Here is a 19041-nt window from a genome sequence, read left to right on the forward strand (position 1 = left end):
AGCTTTCGCCGGCCTCGATCGCCACAACAACACGCTCACGAAGATCATTCGAAAGAGGTCGCGTCATCCGATGCTGGCCTCCGATCCAGCCAGCATCTTGAATCACAAATCAGCCAAAACGGGAATCCCCTCCGATTCTGTCAATGCCTGAACCGCTCTAGAGAACCCAAGCCTGCCATTTGGCAGGCATCGGCCGGCGAACGCCAGCGGTCCTATCGCCTATTGCACGCTTAGCCGCATTTCGACCCTGCGGTTGACCGGGTCGTAGGGGTCGGGAACGCGCGGATTGGTCGCGCCAAGGCCGACTGCCTTGACGCGTGCCGGCTCTATTCCGCTCGACAAAAGGAATGCCGTCACCGACTGAGCCCGCCGCTCCGACAGGCGATCGTTGTAGGCCGGCGCGCCCGAAGCGTCGGTATAGCCTTCAACGACGAAATTGTGTGTCTTCAGGCGGTTGTCTTTCAGCGCCTTGGCGAATTCGCCGAGTTTGGCGCGTGCTTCAGGCAACAGCTCGGCGGAATTCAGGTTGAAATTGATCAACATATCGAGACCGCTTGCCGCCGGCGCTTCGGTCTTGCTCTCGCATTGATCCTGGGCGCCAACGCATATTCCACGCGACGCGCCCAGATCGGACGTCTTGGCGAAAAACTTGATGATGTCTTCCGACGACTGGACCGGGTCGGCAAGCGACGAACTCGACGCCGCCAGCGCTGCCGCCAGAATGAAGATCGAAATTTTTGCCCGCATTGCCGCCTCCAGTGCTGACGTCACGGATCGGAGCGCATCATCTCGCATCTGTTGCGCGTGAGATGTGATCAATCTCACATCCAAATCACCCTGTGGCGACTGGCCAGACGCTGTAGCGGGAGATCATCCTTGCCCGCGAACAAGCGCCTTCTGCGAAGGTGTTGGAGGCGAATATACACCATGCGGAATTGGCAGGCGAGTTGAACTTGACGCCTGCCGTCAGGCCGTTCCGCGCCTGCTTCCCCGATGGTTTCGAGGCAAAGCTTGCGATCGCGCTTGGTTGATTTCTCGGACGAAATATGCTGCTTGTCGCGCCCATGAAAAAGCTCTGCCTTATGGTGCTGGCGTCCATGATGCTGGCGTGGCCGGCCAGCGCGATGGATAGCGCGCTACGCGCCGGCCTGCTGAAACTCGATCCACAGACCCGGCTCGAACAGCGTTGCGATGCAGAGGTGCTGGACCGGATTTCCCACGACGACCGCAAGTTCAAGGCGGATCGCGTCGTCGCCTACGCCTTCGCGACCCCGGAAATGGGCACCGACGCAATCAGAAGCCCAGGGGCTGCCTTTCGCAGCAAGGGCCAGTGGTATCGGCTGAAATTCAAGTGCCAGACCGCGCCGGACCATATGCAGGTGCTGCAGCTCCGCTACCGCATCGGCGACGAAATTCCGCAGTCCGATTGGACGAAGTACAACCTCTACGACTAGAATTCTCTAAGCCCGTTTCCCGGCATTTGCGGGCCTTTGGCGGCCTTCGGCGACAGTGCTGCCTGCCTTGTATCAAGGCAGGCGTTCGACATTGTCTCCTGCAATCCCTTGACGCGCACGAACCATACAAGTTAGGGCGTCTGGATATTCGACGACCGACACTCGGCGAACAGCAAAGGGCCTCCAGCCGATGGAAATTTTCACCGCCGCAGGCCTCTCGGCCCTGCTCCAGGTCATCGCCATCGACCTCGTACTTGCCGGCGATAACGCTATCGTTATCGGCCTTGCCGCAGCCGGCCTTCCCTCCGACCAGCGCAAGAAGGCGATTCTCGTCGGCATCGCGGCGGCCACCGTGCTTCGCATCTTCTTTGCCCTGATCACGCAGTGGCTGCTCGCCATCGGCCCCATGCTCCTCATCGCCGGCGGTTTGCTGCTACTTTGGGTGTGCTGGAAGATGTGGCGCGAGCTGCGTGTCACCCACGAGCAGGAACATGATGCGACGGAATCGCTGTCCAATGTCGACTACGACAAGGACGGAATGATTGGCAGCAAGGGACCGCGCAAGACCTTCGCCCAGGCGGCGTGGCAGATCGTCATTGCCGACGTTTCAATGTCGCTCGACAACGTCCTTGCAGTCGCAGGGGCGGCAATGGACCATCCGACGGTGCTGATCATCGGCCTGGCGCTGTCGATTGCACTCATGGGCTTCGCCGCTTCGTTTGTCGCAAGGCTCCTGCATAAGTACCGCTGGATTGCCTATATCGGCCTCCTGATCATCCTCTACGTCGCGGTGAAGATGTTTCTGGATGGTGCCGTGCAGCAGTTCCCCGAACAGTTTGCGTTCCTGGCGCCCTGGTTCGGACCGAGCCACCATTGAGCCTGGTCGCCCTGCAGGGCGGTCGGCTCGCATCGTGCAAAGCCGTTCGCCGGTTTGCTTGACTGCGGAACTGTGCTATTGCGCCGCGCAAATCAGGCTCCCGCGAGAGCCCAAAAGATCGATATGTATTGGGACTTCCGGGCCGGACCTCAGGGTTTCCGGCCCGCGTCCATTGGAAACCGCAAATGTCCGCAGCCCCCCGCGTCAGTTTCGTCAGTCTTGGATGCCCGAAAGCCTTGGTGGATTCGGAACGCATCATCACGCGCCTGCGCGCCGAAGGTTACGAGATCGCGCGCAAGCATGACGGCGCCGATCTCGTCGTCGTCAACACCTGCGGCTTCCTCGATTCGGCTCGCGACGAGTCGCTCAACGCCATCGGTTCCGCGCTGTCGGAAAATGGACGGGTCATCGTCACCGGTTGCCTCGGCGCCGAGCCCGATGTCATCCGCGAAAAGCACCCCAATGTCCTCGCCATCACCGGGCCGCAGGCCTATGAGAGCGTGATGGCGGCGGTGCACGAGGCGGCACCTCCGAGCCACGACCCCTATATCGATCTTCTGCCGCCGCAGGGTGTCAAGCTGACGCCGCGCCACTACGCCTATCTGAAAATTTCGGAGGGCTGCAACAATCGCTGCACCTTCTGCATCATTCCCGCACTACGTGGCGATCTCGTCTCGCGCCCGGCGGCCGACGTGCTGCGCGAGGCCGAGAAGTTGGCCAAGGCAGGCGTCAAGGAGATTCTCGTCATCTCGCAGGACACCAGCGCCTACGGTATCGACATCAAGTACCAGACCAGCATGTTCGGCGACCGCGAGGTGCGGGCGAAGTTCCTGGACCTATCGGAGGAACTCGGCAAGTTCGGCATCTGGGTGCGCATGCACTATGTCTACCCCTACCCGCATGTCGCTGACGTCATCCCGCTGATGGCCGAGGGAAAAATCCTTCCTTATCTGGACATTCCGTTCCAGCACGCCTCGCCGCAGGTGCTGAAGAACATGCGCCGGCCGGCACACGGCGAAAAGACGCTGGAGCGCATTCGCGGCTGGCGCGAGGTCTGCCCGGATCTCGCCATACGCTCGACCTTCATCGTCGGCTTTCCCGGCGAGACGGACGAGGATTTCGAGATGCTGCTCGACTGGCTGGACGAGGCCAAGATCGACCGTGCCGGCTGTTTCAAATACGAGCCGGTCAGGGGCGCGCGCTCCAACGATCTCGGCCTCGAACAGGTGCCGCAAGAGATCAAGGAAGCGCGCTGGCACCGCTTCATGCAGCGCCAGCAGAAGATCTCGGCGACGCAGCTCGCCAAGAAGGTCGGCAAGCGCCTGCCGGTGCTGATCGATGAGGCGCATGGCACGTCTGCCAAGGGCCGCACCAAATACGATGCGCCGGAGATCGACGGTTCGGTGCATATCCAGTCGCGCCGTCCGCTGCGCGCCGGCGACCTCGTCACCGTCAAGATCGACCGAGCCGATGCCTATGACCTCTATGGCTCGGCGGTTTAGAATCAACATTTTCGAACCGGCAATATGAATCCGGATCAGGATCTACGGTGGGCCGGTGCGGTTCACCACTTCCCTGCGAGGCCGGAAGCCGCCGAAAGGGCGCCTCCCCGGCGCCTTCAGATTTTTGGCACACCCCTCGGTAGTCTGTGTTGCGTTTCGTCAGAGCTTCACCGCCTCGATTGCAGCCAGGGACCGATCGATCACCTGATCGAGGGTCTTGTCCAGTCGCAAGCCCGTCGACTCGGCCGCGACTACCGACAGGCGTGCGGCAAATCCTAAATGATAGTCCACGAACCAATCGGGTCGCGGCTCCGGATCTGGAAATGGCCCCCACCACGGGGGAAGCTTCGGTATCTTCTGTCGCGTCGGGCACCAATCGTCAAGGTCGCTCAACAACGCTTGCATATCGAGCCCGCCTCGCTCGGCGAACCACGCGCAGCGGACGAATTCGTCGGCGATCGCGGCGCCCAGTTCGTGAGGCGGGAGCGGCTGAGGATTGAGTGCGATTTGCACAAGCCGCCCCTGTGGTCCGCGCGGGATGACGTCGTAGATGGCGGGAATGCGTTTCCCGATGATCGCTAAGAGTTTTTTGTTCAATTGCATGAGACTTCCCCCTGCTGACGCTTGTCACGCCGGCCGATTTAATCCGGGCCGCGTAATCAGCATGGAAGCAAAAGCCATTGAAGTATGTGAAGGCGGTCACGGAGCCGTGTCATTGCGCCTGGGGCGCGAAGACATGGAACGCACAAAAACGGCCGGCGCCAGGCGGGCCTCAAACACTTGGCGAAAGACCGTCGAGCGATCCTTCAAGATCGACCGCGCGACGCCTGCGACCTCTACGGCTCGGCTGTCTGACGTCGTTTCAACCTCGCCGCATTTACTGCAACCGGCGATAGTTTCGGCGCCTTAACCCATTCAGCCGCGATCCGCATTAATGGTTTCAAACTGTCAATGCGGGGGTTCGCATGCACGTCAAACCGGCGCGGCAGGACTATATCGCGACGCTGGACCTGCTGAGGCTGGCGGCGGCGCAGGCTGTCGTCATCTTCCACTATTTCTTTCGCGGCGCGGCCTCCGGCGGCGCTCTCGTCGAGGGCTATCCGCTGGTAGCGACACTCGCCATCTACGGCTATCTTGGCGTCAATCTGTTCTTTCTGATCAGTGGCTTCGTCATCGCCTGGTCGGCGGAAGGCCGCAACTGGGAGCAGTTTGCGATGGCGCGCTTTGTGCGTCTCTATCCGGGCTTCCTCACTTGCATGACGATCACCTTCATCGTCGTCGCCTCGGTCGGTGCCCCTCTGTTTTCAATCTCCTTCGCGCAATATGCAGCCAATCTGTCCATGTTTGCGCCGGCCTTCGGCCAGCCGTTCATGGACGGCGTCTACTGGTCGATCGTCCTTGAACTGGTGTTCTATGGATGGGTGACGCTCGCTCTGTTCACGGGCGTCTTCCAGAAACGCAAGCTGCAGTTGATCTTCATCTGGCTGGCAATCTCGGCGTTGAACGAGTTCTTCATCGGTAGTCGCGCAATAAGGATGCTGTTGATCACCGAGTTCGGCCCGTTCTTCGCCGCCGGCGTGCTGGTCCACCATATCCATGCGCATGGTCGTTCACAGGTAGCCCTGCTGCTGCTCGCAGCCTCCTTCCTGCTATCCTGCGGCACGGTATCGGTGACTCGGGACTGGATGCTGAACGAATATGGCCTTGCCGTTTCGCAGCCCCATCTCGTGATCGCCAATTTCGCGATGCATGCCATGCTGATCTGCGGCGTTCTGCTGCGCAGCCATGTCCAGCCATCCGCGCTGACGCTGGCGCTGGGCGGGTTGACCTATCCGCTCTACCTTCTGCATCAAAACATCGGCTATCTCGCGATCAATGCCGCCGGACCACTGGTCGGCAAATGGGCCGCCGCTTTTGGCTGCGTTGCACTCATGCTCTTTGTTTCATGGGCGATCTGGCGCTATGTCGAGCGGCCGGTCCAACGCATGCTCATGACCTGGCTTGGCCGCGCGGTTGAGGTTACGCTGGCGCGATTTCGTCGCGCCTCTGCGCAAGCCGCCGAATAAAAAGGGCGCCTCGCGGCGCCCTTTTTGTTTGATTTTTCCGATGCTTACTGCGGCAGCTTGTCGTCGACGCCCTTGACGTAGAAATTCATGCCGAGCAGCGTACCGTCATCGGCGACTTCGCCGTCCTTCAGCCACGGCGTGCCGTCCTGCTTAGCGATCGGCCCGGTGAAGGGGTTCCAGCCGTCGGCGATCTTCTTCGTGGTCGCCTCGGCCATCGCCTTCACGTCGTCGGGCATGTTGGTGAATGGAGCCAGCTTGACGGCGCCGTCCTTGATGCCCAGCCAGACATTGCCCGGCTTCCAGGTGCCGTCGAGCGCGGCCTGGACCCGGCTGATGTAGTACGGACCCCAATCGTCGGTGAGCGAGGTCAGCTGCGCCTTGGGCGCGAACTTGATCATGTCCGAAGACTGGCCAAAGCCATGTAGGCCACGCTCTTCGGCCACTTGCAGGGCGGCGGTGGAATCGGTGTGCTGGACAATGATGTCGGCACCCTGGTCGAACAGCGCCTTGGCGGCGTCGGCTTCCTTGCCGGGATCGAACCAGGAATTGACCCAGACGATCTTGGCCTTAAAGTTCGGGTTGATCGACTGCGCGCCGAGCATGAAGGAGTTGATGCCCATTACCACTTCGGGGATCGGGAAGGAAACGATGTAGCCGGCTACACCGGCCTTCGATTCCTTGGCGGCGATCTGGCCGAGCACATAGCGGCCTTCGTAGAAGCGCGCATTGTAGATGCCGAGATTGTCGCCGGTCTTGTAGCCGGTGGCGTGCTCGAACATCACCTTGGGGAATTTCTTGGCAACCTTCACTTCCGGATCCATGAAGCCGAAGGAGGTGCCGAAGATAAGCTTGCAGCCTTCGCGCGCCAGGCGCTCGAAAGCGCGGTCGGCATCGGGACCTTCCGAGACGTTCTCGAGATAGGCGGTCTCGACCTTGTCACCGAGCGCCTTCTCCACTTCGAGGCGGCCTTGGTCATGCTGGTAGGAATAGCCGAAGTCGCCGATCGGGCCGGTATAAACCCAGCAGGCCTTGAACTTGTCCGCGGCCTCGGCGGTTACCGCCAGCGACATGGCGGCAGTCGTGGTCATCAGGGCAATAAGCAGTTTTTTCATTGTGTTACCTCTCTGAGTTAAGCCTTGGAGCTTCCCGTCTTTGTTATTGTCAACGATCCGGAACGAATGGCTGCCCCAAGGAAGCCGGCGTGTTCATCATCGTCAGACGCTTGTTGCGCGAGATTAGAACGAGAACCACGACAGTTGCCAGATAGGGCAGCGAAGAAAGCAGTTGCGAAGGCACCGGAATGCCGAAAGCCTGTGCATGAAGCTGGCCGATCCAGACGGCGCCGAAGATGTAGGCGCCGGCCAGCACCCGCCATGGCCGCCAGGAGGCGAAGACGACCAGGGCCAGCGCGATCCAGCCGCGTCCAGCGGCCATGTTCTCAACCCATTGCGGTGTGTAGACCAGCGACAAGTGGCCGCCGGCAAGGCCGGCGCAGGCGCCGCCGAAGATCACTGCGAGATAGCGGTAGCGGATGACCTTGATGCCAAGCGCATGCGCCGACGTGTGGCTGTCGCCGATCGAGCGGAGCGTCAGTCCGGTGCGGGTCTTGAACAGGAACCACATGACGGCGGCGGTCAGCGCGATCGAGATGTAGAAGATCGGGTCCTGGCCAAACAGCAGCCTGCCGATGACCGGGATTGACGTCAGGCCGGGAATGTCGAGGTTGGGCAGTCGCTCGCCGGGCTGGCCGACGAAGCTGGTTCCCATCATGCCGGACAGTCCGAGGCCGAGCAGCGTCAGCGACAGGCCGGTCGCCACCTGGTTGGTGGCTAAAGACAGCGTCATGACGGCAAACAGCAGCGAGAACACGGCGCCCATGGCGACCGCCGCGAGCAGCCCGATCCATGGCGATCCGGTGAGGTAGCCGGCGCCAAAGCCGCCGACCGCACCCATGATCATCATGCCTTCGACGCCGAGATTGAGCACGCCGGAGCGTTCGACTACCAGTTCGCCGATCGCTGCGATCAGCAGCGGCGTGGCCGCCGTGGCGATGGTCAAAAGGATGTTGACGGTGATGTCCATCAGCGGGCTTCCTTCAACTTCGGCGCGGCCTCTAGTTTCGGCGCGGCCAATCCGATCAGACGAATGCGGTAGTGAATGAGCGTGTCGCAGCCGAGCACGAAGAACAAAAGCATGCCCTGGAACACACGCGCCACTTTGTCGGAGATGCCGAGCGCGCTCTGCACCGCCTCGCCACCGAGATAGGTCAGCGCCAGCACCAGGCCCGCGGCGACGATGCCGAGCGGATTGAGCCGGCCGAGGAAGGCGACGATGATGGCGGTGAAGCCGTAGCCGGGTGAAATGACCGGCTGCAGCTGGCCGATGGCGCCGGAGACTTCCGAGATGCCGGCAAGTCCGGCCAGCGCACCCGACAGCAGGAAGGCGAAGAAAACCATGCGGTTGAGGCCGAAGCCGGCGAAGCGCCCTGCCCTGGGGCTCGAGCCGAGCACGCGGACCTCGAAACCCTTCAGCATGCGGCTCATCAGGATCCAGATCGCCACCGCCGCGACCAGCGCGAAGACGAAGCCCCAGTTGGCGCGGCCGGCATCCGGCATCAATTCCGGCAGGATAGCCGAGTCGTTGAACTGAACGGTCTGCGGGAAGCCATGGCCCTGCGGATCGCGCCAGGGACCGCGCACCAGCCAGTCGAGGAATAGCTGCGCGACATAGACCAGCATCAGGCTGGTCAGGATCTCGTTGGTGCCAAAGCGCGTCTTGAGCAAAGCCGGGATTGCCGCATAGGCAGCGCCGCCGACCATGCCAAACAACAACATCAGCGGCAGCACCAGCGGTCCCTCGAACTCGGGAAACAGCACCGGGATCATCGAGCCGACAATGGCGCCCAGGATGAACTGGCCCTCGGCGCCGATGTTCCAGATATTGGCCTTGTAGCAAACCGACAGACCGACCGCGATCAGGATCAAGGGTGCTGCCTTGATCGCCAGCTCATGCAGTTGCCAGACCTGGCTGATCGGCTCGATGAAGTAGATCCGAAACGCGCTCAACGGATTGACGCCGAGCAGCGCGAACATGATGGCGCCGGCGATGATGGTCAGCCCGAAGGCGAGGAAGGGCGACAGCGCCGAAAACAGCATCGAGCGCTGCGGGCGTTTGACGAGTTCGAGGCGCATCATGCCGTCTCCAGCGTGTGTTCGGCGTGGCCGGGTTCGGCACCGCCCATCAGCAGTCCGATCTTCTCGAATGTGGCTTCGGCGATCGGCAGCGGCTTGGACAATTGGCCATTGTGCATGACCGCAATGGCGTCCGAAATTTCGAACAGTTCATCGAGGTCCTGGCTAATCACCAGCACCGCCGAGCCGCTGCGCGCCAGTTCGATCAGGGTCTGGCGGATATGCGCGGCCGCACCGGCGTCGACGCCCCAGGTCGGCTGGTTGACCACCATCACGCTCGGCCTGCGGTCGAGCTCGCGGCCGACGATGAATTTCTGCAGATTGCCGCCGGAAAGTGCCGCGGCTTCCGGATCCGGCGCGCTCTTGCGAACGTCCATCGCTTCGATGATGCGTTGGGCAGCAGCGTAGACCGCAGCGCTTTTGACCATGCCGCCGGGACCGACAAAGGCCTTGCCGTCGGTGGCGTGGCGCGACAGAAGCAGGTTTTCCGAAAGCTTCATGCGCGGTGCCGCACCATGGCCAAGCCGCTCTTCGGGCACAAAAGCAGCGCCCATCAGCCGCCGGCCGGTGATGGTGAGGCCGCCGGCGTCCTTGCCGCGAATGCGCACCGAGGCGGCGTCCTGCTGCAGCACCTCGCCGGAGACGGATTCGAAGAATTCGCCCTGGCCGTTGCCGGCCACACCTGCGATGCCGATCACCTCGCCGGCGCGCACGCTGAGATTGATGTTCTTGAGCGGGATCGAGAACGGCGTTGCCGGCTTGCGGGTCAGCGCACGGATATCGAGCAGTGCCGGCGCGGTCTCGATGCCTTCTGCCGGGGCACGCACCACAGCCTTCACCTCGTTGCCGACCATCATGCGGGCCAGCGACGACGCGGTCTCCTGGCGCGGATTGCAGTGGCCAACGACCTTGCCGTGACGCAGCACGGTGGCGCGGTCGCAGATGCGCTTCACCTCTTCCAGCCGGTGCGAAATGTAGAGGATGGATTTGCCTTCCGAGCGCAGCCGCTCGAGCGTTTCGAACAGCTTGTCGGCCTCCTGCGGCGTCAGCACGGAGGTCGGTTCGTCGAGGATGACGAGCTGCGGCGTCTGCAGCAGGCAGCGGATGATCTCGATGCGCTGGCGTTCGCCGACCGAGAGGTCGCCAACCAGCGATTCCGGGTCGAGCGGCAGGCCGTAGCTATAGGAAAGCGCCCTCGCTTTAGCGGCAATGCTGCTGATCGGCGAGCCGTCGTCCAGCGACAGCGCGATGTTCTCGGCCGCCGTCAACGCCTCGAACAGCGAAAAATGCTGGAAAACCATGCCGATGCCGAGTTTCTTGGCGGCGCCCGGACTGGCGATCCTAACCGCCTGGCCATTCCAGAAGATCTCGCCCGAGTTTGGCTCGAGCGAGCCAAACAGCATCTTGACTAGCGTCGACTTGCCGGCGCCGTTTTCGCCGAGCAACGCGTGGATCTCACCCTTGGCGATGTTGAGATCGACATGGTCGCACGCCGTAAGCGTGCCGAATATCTTGGTCAGTCCACGAACCTCAAGCAGGGTCGTGCCGTCATGATTTGCACTCACAGTGCCTCCCATCTGGTTTGCCAGATATGTTCTGTGTTCCCGCAAGCATGGTATGCGCTGCCGCCTCTCGTCGGAAAGCGGCACACGACTTGAAAGAGCTTCAAGAATTTCAGCGGAAACTCAAGCAGTAAAAAAGTACCCCGCAAAGTCGAGGAAGACGGCGGCCGGCTCTTCGGGACGACTAGCGCCTGTCGCGGCCTTGGAGCACTGAAAACCACGACATTCTGTCAGGGAACGAGAATGGTCGTGCCCGTCGTCCTGCGCCCTTCCAGGTCGGAGTGCGCCCTGCCTGCGTCCTTCAGCGAATAGCGCTGGTTGATCCTGATCTCGACCGCTCCGCTGAGCACGACGTCGAACAATGCCGCGGCAGAGGCTTCAAGGTCCTCGCGCTTGGCATTGTAGACGAACAGTGTCGGCCTTGTGGCGAACAGCGAACCCTTCTGCGCCAGCAGCGACATCGAGAACGGCGGGATCGGCCCGGACGACTGGCCGAAGCTGACGAACGTGCCGAGCGGCCTCAGGCAGTCGAGCGAGGCCGGAAATGTATCGTTGCCGACGGAATCGTAGACAACATCGCATTTCTTGCCACCGGTTATGGCGGCAACGCCGGCGACGAAGTCCTGCTCCTTGTAGTTGATGACATGATCGAAGCCATGCGCCTTTGCGAGTTCGATCTTGTCGGTGGAACTGGCGGTGCCGATCACCGTCGCACCGAGATGCTTGGCCCATTGTCCCAGGATCAGGCCGACACCGCCGGCGGCGGCATGGAACAGGATTGTGTCGCCGGCCTTCACCTTGAAGGTACGGCGCAGCAGGTACTGGGCCGTCATGCCCTTGAGCATCATGGCCGCGGACTGCTCGTCGCTGATGCCGTCTGGCACTTTCACGACGCGGTCGGCGGCAATGACGCGCTGTTCGGCATAGGCGCCGACATTAACGGCATAGGCGACGCGATCGCCTGGCTTCAGCCAGTCGACGTCTGCACCGACTTCCAGCACCTCGCCGGCCGCCTCGCCGCCTGGGATCAGCGGAAAGCCGCCGGGCGGCGGATAGAGGCCCGAGCGATGGTAGACGTCGATGAAATTGAGTCCGATCGCGGTGTGCCTGACCAGGATCTGTCCCGCGCCGGGTTGCCCCGGATCGGCGTCCTCATATGTCATAACCTCCGGACCGCCATGGGCGTGGATACGGACTGCTTTGGGCATCGATTGGTCTCTCTTGGGACGGCTCGCCTGGGGCGGCTGTCAGTCTTTGGGGTCAGTCTCTCCGGCGCCGGGCTTGGCGCCGAGATTTGGAAAGAACTGCATGATAGCGCCGATGCTTGCGAGGTAAAGTCCGGTCACGGTGATGCCGATTTTGGTGAAGTCGCTGACCTGTTCGCCGAGCACGCCGATCTGGTCGTAGAAGGCGGCGAGCGCGGCCTGCGCCAGCGCCAGCGCGCCGAAGGCGCACCACAGCAGCGTCATGCCGAGATTGATCGGCCGCAGCCGCACCACGCGCACCGGATGGATGAAGTTGATCGGCACGAAGGTGAGAATGCCGGCCGCCACCACCACGCCGAAGGAAACCCATTGCCCCGGTTCGATGACGAACAGCGTGAACACCACCATGTTCCAGACGACCGGAAATCCCTTGAAGAAATTCTCCTTCGTCTTCATGCCGGTGTCGGCGTAGTAGATGGCGCTGGATACGACGATGATGGCTGCCGACAGGAACGACAGCTTTTCGCCCATAAAGCCGCGCTGGTAGAGCGCGAAGGCCGGGATCAGCACATAGGTGACATAGTCGATGATGTTGTCGAGCATTTCGCCCGACCAGGTCGGCAGGATTTCCTTGACCTCGAGCTTCCTGGCGATCGGCCCGTCGATGCCATCGACGAACAGTGCCAGGCCGAGCCACCAGAACATCGCCGTCCAGCGCTGCTCGCTTGCCGCGACCAAGGACAGGAAGGCCAGGAACGAGCCCGACGCCGTCAACAGATGGACCGAAAACGCGCGCGCCTGGGGCCAGGTGACTTTCTTTTTCGGCCGCGGAATTCGGTCTGCGATTTTCTTGGCCGCTTTCCTTGCCGATGTGTTCTTGCTCACGGGCCCCGCCAGTCCAGTTTGCAGATTTCGGCCGAGCGGCCGGCAAAGTTCCAGTTGCGGCCGAAAGCCCGCATCTTGCTCTTGTCGGACTTCGCGACGATGATTTCCGGCGCGATCCAGTATTCGGAATTGCTGATCACCGTGTCCTTCTCGCGATCCTTGCCGGGAACCGGCGTCACCGCCCCGTCGATGATCTTCGGTATCTGGAAGATGCGCGTCTTGTCACGCGTCTCATAGGTGATCGGCACCTGTTCGACGCCGAGGAACTTTCCGACGAGGATGGAGAGCAGCGAGGTGGTTCCGCCGGCCTTGCCGGTGAAGATCTTGGTCAGCGCCTTGACCGCGTAGACCGAGGCGCGCTTGTCGATGAACAGGCCGGCCGTCCAGTTGCCGCGGCTCATATAGCCGGGGATTTCCATGATCAGCCCGAGATTGAGGCCGGAGAGGTCGACCTCGCCGAAATGGCCGGCGTCGATGCGGAATCCCGCCCAGGTCTGGCAATAGCCCTCAGTCGGCGGATGGCCGCCGAGAGACAACACGCAAGGACAAAAAACCGTGCAATTGCAGGAGAGTACGAGCTCTCCCTTCATTGCCCAGCCTCGGTCGTTCATCGAACTCTCTCCCCCCTCAGTCCGAGACTAATAGCAGCGCGGTTGCCCACACAAGCAGTATCGCACCGGCAACCCGGCTTGGCATCCTGCCTGTTGTCTGTTTTTCGATCAGGGTGAACAGGCCGATCAGCGCCATCCAGAAGATGTTCATGGCGCCCACGGCGAACATCACCAACATCAGCGCCCAGCAGCAGCCAAGGCACCAGACGCCTTGCTCCATGCCGAGCCTGAAGATGCGCAAGGGTTTTGCGCTCCAGTTCGCAAACAGGACCGAGAACGGGTTCCGGCACTTTGTCAGGCAGGCTTCCTTCAGGCCGCTGAACTGGTAGAGGCCGGCAATCAGCAAGGCGAGCGCGCCGGCAATTCCAACCGCCGGATCGAGCATCTGCCCGGACGCGGCGAATGCGTGAACGCCCAGCGTCAGCGCGGCAAACAGCGCCGACGCAACCAGCCATGTGCCGAGGTAGCCGGCGACCAGAACAAGCGGGTGGACGACCGGCTCGCCCTTGATCCGCGCTGTGTCGGCGATCTCGCAATAGGTACGGATCATGGGTGCCGCCGAAGGCAGCATCGTCGCCACGGCCATCAGGAACCACATCACTATCAGCGCCAGCGCCTGGATCCCTGTTGCTCCGGCAAGCGGCGCAGGCGCGAGGCAAAGCGCGAAGAACCGGTCGAGAAAATCCGGCAGCGGCAGCCGCGGCAGATATCTGAGCACTGTATCGCCGGGCGCATCGGCGCCGGCAAGGCGGGTTTCGGCGCCGCGGATCGCCATAGCGCCAAGAATGGCCCAGGCAATGACGATGCCTATACCGACGCTGACGGTCACCATCAGCCGGGGATTGCGCGCGACGCTTGCCGTGGCGCGGCCGGCCCGGTCGAGATGGCTGAAGTCGTCGCTCATGGCAACCGAAATGGGCCGAATCGCCGCGTTGATCAAGCCGCATGATCGGGCCTATACAGATTGGCGGCCGGTTGGGCCTCAATTGCGATCCGGAAGCCGAAATTGGACCATCAGGAAACAGGACGGATACTGGTTGCCGGCAGCGGCCCGGCCGGGCTGATCGCCGCACTCGGCTTTGCCGAAGCAGGCTTTCCGGTGACCCTGGTCGGCCCGGAAGCTGGCGCTTCCGATGGGCGCACCACCGCGCTGATGAACCCTGCCCTCGCCGTGCTCGAGCGGCTGGGCGTGCTTGCCGATCTCAGACCGAAGGCGGCCCCGCTGAAGGTGATGCGCATCGTTGATGCAACCGGCCGACTGATCCGCAGCCCGACAGTCACCTTCCGCGCGACGGAAATCGGGGAGGAGCAGTTCGGCCTGAACCTGCCCAACAGCGCCCTCCTTCCCGCGCTTGCCAAGGCGGTTGCCGCGCATTCCGACATCGATTGGCGGAAGTTAATGGTGGAGAGCTGGCGCCTCGACGCCGGCCATGCCCATGCGACATTGGCTGATGGCAGCGAGGTTTCGGCATCGCTGGCGGTTGCCGCCGACGGCCGTCTGTCGCCGGCGCGCGAGGCGGCAGGCATCCCGGCCTCCGTGCGACCCTATCCGCAGGCAGCGCTCGTCCTCAATTTCGGCCATCGCAGCGAGCATGCCTTCACCTCGACCGAATTCCACACCGAAACCGGTCCGTTCACGCAGGTTCCCCTGCCCGGTAGCCGCTCCAGCCTTGTCTGGGTGGTGAAACCGGAGACGGCGAAAGAGCTTGCGGCACTCGATGACGACACGCTTTCGCAGCGCGTCGAAGAGCAGATGCAGTCGATGCTGGGCCGGGTGTCCGTTGAGCCTGGCCGGCAGGTCTACCCTCTGTCGGCGGCGTCCCCCGGGCGTTTCGCGCAGAACCGCGTCGCGCTGGTCGGTGAAGCCGCGCATGTTTTCCCGCCGATCGGCGCCCAAGGTCTCAATCTCGGTATCAGGGATATCGACGACCTGATTGGAATCGCTTGCGAAAATCGATCCGATCCAGGCTCCAGAATGAGCCTTGCGGCCTATGATTCCAGGCGGCGACCCGACATATTGGCGCGTAGCGGCGCGGTCAATCTGCTCAACAGGTCGCTGCTGTCGGACATGCTGCCGGCGCAGATGGCGCGCAGCGCCGGCCTCAGCGTGCTTGGCAGCTTCGCACCGCTGCGCGCCTTCTTCATGCGTGAGGGGCTGCGGCCCGGCAGCGGCTTTCAGGCGCTGGCCGGAGGCCTGAGGAAACAGGTCCGCCGGTAAATCAGACCGAAGGCATCGGACATTCTTGCCCGTTCCGAAACCTCTTTGCCGGCTGGTCCGTTGCTTGACAAGGCGTCAAGCGCTTCGGGATTGAATTGACCGGGCGTCTGCGCCAAATAGGCACCCACCCTAAAGTCGGGCTCGATTTTGATGGCGGGATGTGTAGATTCAAGGTCTTAGGGCGTCTTCGCGTCACTTAGAGCGGTCCAGCTTTTGATAGGGTCGCCGACCCGCTCTAGGTATTTGTTCTACGCAATTCCGGACGGAAAACCGCTACGCACTTTTCCTGGAATTGCTTTAGAGACTTAAGTGGTGAGTACGATGAAAACGGCCAAATTCTCGATCGGACAGGTGGTCCGCCACCGGCTGTTTCCGTTCCGCGGCGTGATCTTCGATGTCGATCCGCAATTCGCCAACACTGAGGAATGGTACGAGGCGATCCCGGCCGACGTGCGGCCGCGCAAGGACCAGCCTTTCTACCATCTGTTGGCCGAAAACTCGGAGACGGAATACATCGCCTATGTGTCCGAGCAGAACCTGCTCGAGGACCAGTCGGGCGAACCGGTCCGGCATCCGCAGATCGGCGAGATGTTCGACAAGCGGCCCGACGGCCGCTACCAGCCGAAACGCCAGTCGCGGCACTGACGCGGGGGCAATAAAAAGCGGGGCATGCCCCGCTTTTTTCATGGCCCGGGAAAGCCCCGGTGATCAGTTGGCGGCTTTCGCCTTGTCCTGCTCTTCCTTGAGCTTCTTGGCGAAGTCCTGGTTGTTCTTGGTCACGAAGTCCTGCAGCTTTTTCTGCCGGTCTTCGATGTCAGACTGCTGCAGCGCCGGGCCGTCATAGGCGCCGCTGAAGCCGGTCAGCGCAACCTTGATCGGGTTGGGCTGGTTCTGGAAATTGACCGAGGTGAGCGTTATCGCCTGGCCCTTCTTGAAGGACGAGACGAGCTGGTCGGTGAGCGGCACTTCGGCCACGCAGCGGTCGGGGAAGCAGATCACATAGTCGAGCTTCTGCGCCTTGCCGGTGTCGATCTGCAGGCCGATGCCGGGAGGCACCAGACGGCCGGTCGGAACCGTCACCTGGAACACCTTGCGATTCACCTTGCCTTTGAGCTCGATCAGGCTGACGCCGGTAACCAGCTGGCCGTTGCCGGCGGTAACAATGTTCTGGACGTTGCAGATATCGACATCTTCCTGCTTGGTGCAGGCCTTGAACCAGCCTTGCGGAATCTGCTGTTGCTGCTGTGCCGAAGCAGCGGGAAGCTCAGCGCCCAGAAAGCCGACCACGCCTGCGGCCATGACCGAAAGGCGGTATGCGTTGCTGTTCAGGCTCTTCATATGGTGTACTTCCTCTCAATGATCCCGGAACCGGCCGCTTCGTGCCGCGTGGTCCAGCTACCTGTTGCCGAAATGAGGCAACAGCATGACTTCGGTGCGCGTGTTACACTGCCGGCGATGCCGAATCCAGCCCGTTCTCCGCGATTCTTGGTGCGAAGATGCCGCGCTCAGGTCCTTCGCCAAGGGTCGTCACCGCAGGCCGAACTCTTCTCCCGCAGAGCGATTCAATCCCTGCTTGAAATGCTCTAGGGTGCACAGCGAATCACAAAGCCGCCTGCAAGGAGTCGGTCATGGGCCGCGTTCTCGTTTGGCTGATCGCCGCGATCTCGTTTCTGACCGTTTCCCTCCGGCCGGCCGCGTCGGAACCGAGGCATGCCATCGCAATGCAGGGCGAGCCGGCGCTGCCGGCCGACTATCAGCATTTCAACTACGTCAATCCCGATGCGCCGAAGGGCGGCAGCATCACCTATTGCGTCGTCGGCAGCTTCGACAATCTCAACCCGTTCATCCTGAAAAGCCTGCGCACCACGGCGCGCGGCATGATGGACACGATCTTCGGCAATCTGGTCTTCGAGCCGTTGATGCAGCGCAATTTTGATGAGGCCTTCAGCCTCTACGGCCTGCTCGCCGACAGTGCCGACATGGATCCGGAGCGCAAGTCTATCGAATTCCATCTCAACCCGTATGCAAAATGGTCGGACGGCCAGCCGGTGACGCCGGAGGATGTGCTGTTTACCTACGACGTCTTCACCGACAAGGGGCGCCCGCCCTACAGCGATCGCATGGCCAAGATCGCCAAGCTCGAAAAGACCGGCGACCACAGCGTGCGTTTCACCTTCAACGACAAGGCCGATCGCGAGTTTCCGCTGATCATCGCGCTGACGCCGATCATCCCGAAGCACGCCTTCGACAAGGAAACGTTCGACAGGACCACGCTGAAGCCGGTGATCGGCAGCGGACCGTACACCGTCGACAAGGTTCAGCCCGGCCAGCGCATCGTGTTCAAGCGCAACCCCGACTATTGGGGCAAGGATGTCCCCGCCAAGCGCGGCTTCGACAATTACGACCAGATCACCATCGAATATTTCTTGAACGCCAACGCCAAGACCGAGGCCTTCAAGAAAGGCATCTGCGCCATCGACGACGAGACCGATCCGGTCAAGCGCGAGCGCGACATGGACTTTCCGGCCTTTCGCAAGGGCGACGTGGTGGCCGAAACCTTCGACACCGGCATCCCGCCTGTGGTGACCGGCTTCCTGTTCAACACCAGGCTGCAGAAATTTTCCAATCCGGTCGTGCGGCGCGCGCTGGGCATGCTCTACGACTTCGAATGGGCCAACAAGAATCTGTTCGGCGGCAAATACAACCGCACCACGAGCTACTGGCAGAATTCCGAGCTTTCCGCGCTCGGCCATCCCGCCGACGACAGGGAGAAGGCGCTGCTGGCGCCCTACCCCGGCCGCGTGCCGGCCGACGTCATGGACGGCAGCTGGCGGCCGCCGGTCACCGACGGGTCGGGCCAGGACCGCAAGGAGTTAAAGGCGGCGTTCGACCTGCTGAAGGGCGCGGGCTACAGCGTCAAGGACGGGACTATGCTCGACCCCGAGGGAAAACCCTTCGGTTTCGAGATCATGACTTCATCGCAAGATGAAGAACGCCTCGCCGCGATCTACCAGCGCACGCTGGAGAAGATCGGCATCAACGTCACCATCCGCAGCCTTGACGGCGACCAGATCCAGTCGCGCAAGCAGCGCTTCGATTTCGAGGTGCTGATCGGCTCGAGCGGCTTCAACAACTCGCTGTCGCCGGGCATCGAGCAGATCGGGCGCTGGGGCTCTTCCGCCGCCAAGGCTGAAGGCTCGTTCAACCTCGCCGGCGTCTCCGACCCGGCCGTGGACGCTGCGATCGATGCGATGCTGAGGGCGCGTTCGAAGGAAGACTATGTCGCGGCGGTGCGCGTTCTCGACCGGTTGCTGATCTCGGGCAACTACCTGGTGCCGATGCAGCACAACGACCAGCAGTGGATTGCCTACTGGAATTATCTGGAACATCCGCAAAAGACGCCCATATTCGGTTATCAACTGCCGACCTGGTGGCGCAAGGCGAACTGAATCCTTCCGGACAGGAGATGA

General features: G+C 62.0%; 18 protein-coding genes. 7 read left to right on the forward strand and 11 right to left on the reverse strand.

All coding sequences use genetic code 11. From position 1 onward, the window contains the following. Positions 1 to 219: 219 nt before the first annotated feature. On the reverse strand, positions 220 to 747 hold the full coding sequence (locus tag D3227_RS34190) for an OmpA family protein (protein ID WP_120018577.1): 528 nt from the start codon (positions 745 to 747) through the stop codon (positions 220 to 222). Positions 748 to 1046: 299 nt separating this feature from the next. On the opposite strand from D3227_RS34190, the gene D3227_RS34195 reads away from it, so the two are divergent. The 3 genes from D3227_RS34195 to rimO all read left to right on the forward strand — a co-directional run bounded on the left by D3227_RS34195 (position 1047) and on the right by rimO (position 3833). Beyond that, the gene (locus tag D3227_RS34195; protein ID WP_120018551.1) at positions 1047 to 1454 is read left to right on the forward strand and encodes a DUF930 domain-containing protein; all 408 of its coding nucleotides are present in this window, start codon (positions 1047 to 1049) and stop codon (positions 1452 to 1454) included. 190 nt (positions 1455 to 1644) lie between these two features. Continuing rightward, positions 1645 to 2331: a TerC family protein gene (locus D3227_RS34200; RefSeq protein WP_120018552.1), complete on the forward strand. Its 687-nt coding sequence runs from the start codon at positions 1645 to 1647 to the stop codon at positions 2329 to 2331. Positions 2332 to 2516: 185 nt separating this feature from the next. Further along, positions 2517 to 3833, forward strand: a complete 1317-nt coding sequence (gene rimO / locus D3227_RS34205) for a 30S ribosomal protein S12 methylthiotransferase RimO (RefSeq protein ID WP_120018553.1) — start codon at positions 2517 to 2519, stop codon at positions 3831 to 3833. A gap of 159 nt (positions 3834 to 3992) precedes the next feature. Here the strand turns inward: rimO and D3227_RS34210 are convergent, their stop codons facing one another. Then, entirely contained in the window at positions 3993 to 4436 is a 444-nt protein-coding gene (locus D3227_RS34210) for a hypothetical protein (protein WP_120018554.1), read from the reverse strand. A 362-nt stretch (positions 4437 to 4798) separates the two neighbouring features. Here D3227_RS34210 and D3227_RS34215 point away from each other — a divergent pair, with 362 nt between their 5' ends. Beyond that, positions 4799 to 5899: an acyltransferase family protein gene (locus tag D3227_RS34215; RefSeq protein WP_120018555.1), complete on the forward strand. Its 1101-nt coding sequence runs from the start codon at positions 4799 to 4801 to the stop codon at positions 5897 to 5899. 44 nt (positions 5900 to 5943) lie between these two features. Here the strand turns inward: D3227_RS34215 and D3227_RS34220 are convergent, their stop codons facing one another. From D3227_RS34220 to D3227_RS34255, 8 genes are all read right to left on the reverse strand, one after another. Next, positions 5944 to 7011, reverse strand: a complete 1068-nt coding sequence (locus tag D3227_RS34220) for a BMP family ABC transporter substrate-binding protein (protein WP_120018556.1) — start codon at positions 7009 to 7011, stop codon at positions 5944 to 5946. A 49-nt stretch (positions 7012 to 7060) separates the two neighbouring features. After that, the gene (locus D3227_RS34225) at positions 7061 to 7981 is read right to left on the reverse strand and encodes an ABC transporter permease (protein ID WP_120018557.1); all 921 of its coding nucleotides are present in this window, start codon (positions 7979 to 7981) and stop codon (positions 7061 to 7063) included. After that, a complete protein-coding gene (locus D3227_RS34230) occupies positions 7981 to 9093 on the reverse strand; it encodes an ABC transporter permease (protein ID WP_120018558.1) in 1113 nt (370 codons plus the stop codon). The genes D3227_RS34225 and D3227_RS34230 overlap by 1 nt, the downstream gene beginning before the upstream one ends. Further along, on the reverse strand, positions 9090 to 10667 hold the full coding sequence (locus tag D3227_RS34235) for an ABC transporter ATP-binding protein (protein ID WP_167480980.1): 1578 nt from the start codon (positions 10665 to 10667) through the stop codon (positions 9090 to 9092). Before D3227_RS34235 ends, D3227_RS34230 begins: the two co-directional genes overlap by 4 nt. Before the next feature lie 215 nt (positions 10668 to 10882). After that, positions 10883 to 11860, reverse strand: a complete 978-nt coding sequence (locus tag D3227_RS34240; RefSeq protein ID WP_120018559.1) for a quinone oxidoreductase family protein — start codon at positions 11858 to 11860, stop codon at positions 10883 to 10885. A gap of 39 nt (positions 11861 to 11899) precedes the next feature. Further along, on the reverse strand, positions 11900 to 12742 hold the full coding sequence (pcsA, locus tag D3227_RS34245; RefSeq protein ID WP_120018560.1) for a phosphatidylcholine synthase: 843 nt from the start codon (positions 12740 to 12742) through the stop codon (positions 11900 to 11902). Then, positions 12739 to 13353 carry a DUF1326 domain-containing protein gene (locus tag D3227_RS34250; protein ID WP_120018561.1) on the reverse strand — a complete coding sequence of 205 codons (615 nt, stop codon included), beginning with the start codon at positions 13351 to 13353 and terminating at the stop codon, positions 12739 to 12741. Before D3227_RS34250 ends, pcsA begins: the two co-directional genes overlap by 4 nt. Before the next feature lie 16 nt (positions 13354 to 13369). Beyond that, a complete protein-coding gene (locus tag D3227_RS34255) occupies positions 13370 to 14257 on the reverse strand; it encodes a DUF2182 domain-containing protein (protein WP_120018580.1) in 888 nt (295 codons plus the stop codon). A 102-nt stretch (positions 14258 to 14359) separates the two neighbouring features. On the opposite strand from D3227_RS34255, the gene D3227_RS34260 reads away from it, so the two are divergent. Continuing rightward, the gene (locus D3227_RS34260; protein WP_120018579.1) at positions 14360 to 15571 is read left to right on the forward strand and encodes a UbiH/UbiF family hydroxylase; all 1212 of its coding nucleotides are present in this window, start codon (positions 14360 to 14362) and stop codon (positions 15569 to 15571) included. A 321-nt stretch (positions 15572 to 15892) separates the two neighbouring features. Further along, on the forward strand, positions 15893 to 16216 hold the full coding sequence (gene hspQ, locus D3227_RS34265; protein WP_167480981.1) for a heat shock protein HspQ: 324 nt from the start codon (positions 15893 to 15895) through the stop codon (positions 16214 to 16216). A gap of 63 nt (positions 16217 to 16279) precedes the next feature. Here the strand turns inward: hspQ and D3227_RS34270 are convergent, their stop codons facing one another. Continuing rightward, positions 16280 to 16909 (reverse strand): invasion associated locus B family protein, encoded by a 630-nt coding sequence (locus tag D3227_RS34270; RefSeq protein WP_120018563.1) that lies wholly within the window; start codon positions 16907 to 16909, stop codon positions 16280 to 16282. Positions 16910 to 17199: 290 nt separating this feature from the next. Between D3227_RS34270 and D3227_RS34275 the strand changes: the two genes are divergently transcribed. Further along, on the forward strand, positions 17200 to 19020 hold the full coding sequence (locus D3227_RS34275) for an extracellular solute-binding protein (RefSeq protein WP_120018564.1): 1821 nt from the start codon (positions 17200 to 17202) through the stop codon (positions 19018 to 19020). Positions 19021 to 19041 lie beyond the last annotated feature (21 nt).

Source organism: Mesorhizobium waimense, from assembly GCF_003601975.1.
GTDB classification, from domain to species: Bacteria; Pseudomonadota; Alphaproteobacteria; order Rhizobiales; family Rhizobiaceae; genus Mesorhizobium; species Mesorhizobium waimense.

Coding starts and splice junctions, on each gene's coding strand:
- D3227_RS34220 (WP_120018556.1), bottom strand. CDS start 7,011: ATGAAAAAACTGCTTATTGCCCTGATGACCACGACTGCCGCCATGTCG.
- D3227_RS34250 (WP_120018561.1), bottom strand. CDS start 13,353: ATGAACGACCGAGGCTGGGCAATGAAGGGAGAGCTCGTACTCTCCTGC.
- D3227_RS34275 (WP_120018564.1), top strand. CDS start 17,200: ATGGGCCGCGTTCTCGTTTGGCTGATCGCCGCGATCTCGTTTCTGACC.
- D3227_RS34270 (WP_120018563.1), bottom strand. CDS start 16,909: ATGAAGAGCCTGAACAGCAACGCATACCGCCTTTCGGTCATGGCCGCA.
- D3227_RS34190 (WP_120018577.1), bottom strand. CDS start 747: ATGCGGGCAAAAATTTCGATCTTCATTCTGGCGGCAGCGCTGGCGGCG.
- D3227_RS34210 (WP_120018554.1), bottom strand. CDS start 4,436: ATGCAATTGAACAAAAAACTCTTAGCGATCATCGGGAAACGCATTCCC.
- D3227_RS34195 (WP_120018551.1), top strand. CDS start 1,047: ATGCTGCTTGTCGCGCCCATGAAAAAGCTCTGCCTTATGGTGCTGGCG.
- hspQ (WP_167480981.1), top strand. CDS start 15,893: ATGAAAACGGCCAAATTCTCGATCGGACAGGTGGTCCGCCACCGGCTG.
- D3227_RS34255 (WP_120018580.1), bottom strand. CDS start 14,257: ATGAGCGACGACTTCAGCCATCTCGACCGGGCCGGCCGCGCCACGGCA.
- D3227_RS34230 (WP_120018558.1), bottom strand. CDS start 9,093: ATGATGCGCCTCGAACTCGTCAAACGCCCGCAGCGCTCGATGCTGTTT.
- D3227_RS34240 (WP_120018559.1), bottom strand. CDS start 11,860: ATGCCCAAAGCAGTCCGTATCCACGCCCATGGCGGTCCGGAGGTTATG.
- D3227_RS34200 (WP_120018552.1), top strand. CDS start 1,645: ATGGAAATTTTCACCGCCGCAGGCCTCTCGGCCCTGCTCCAGGTCATC.
- D3227_RS34225 (WP_120018557.1), bottom strand. CDS start 7,981: ATGGACATCACCGTCAACATCCTTTTGACCATCGCCACGGCGGCCACG.
- rimO (WP_120018553.1), top strand. CDS start 2,517: ATGTCCGCAGCCCCCCGCGTCAGTTTCGTCAGTCTTGGATGCCCGAAA.
- D3227_RS34215 (WP_120018555.1), top strand. CDS start 4,799: ATGCACGTCAAACCGGCGCGGCAGGACTATATCGCGACGCTGGACCTG.
- D3227_RS34235 (WP_167480980.1), bottom strand. CDS start 10,667: ATGGGAGGCACTGTGAGTGCAAATCATGACGGCACGACCCTGCTTGAG.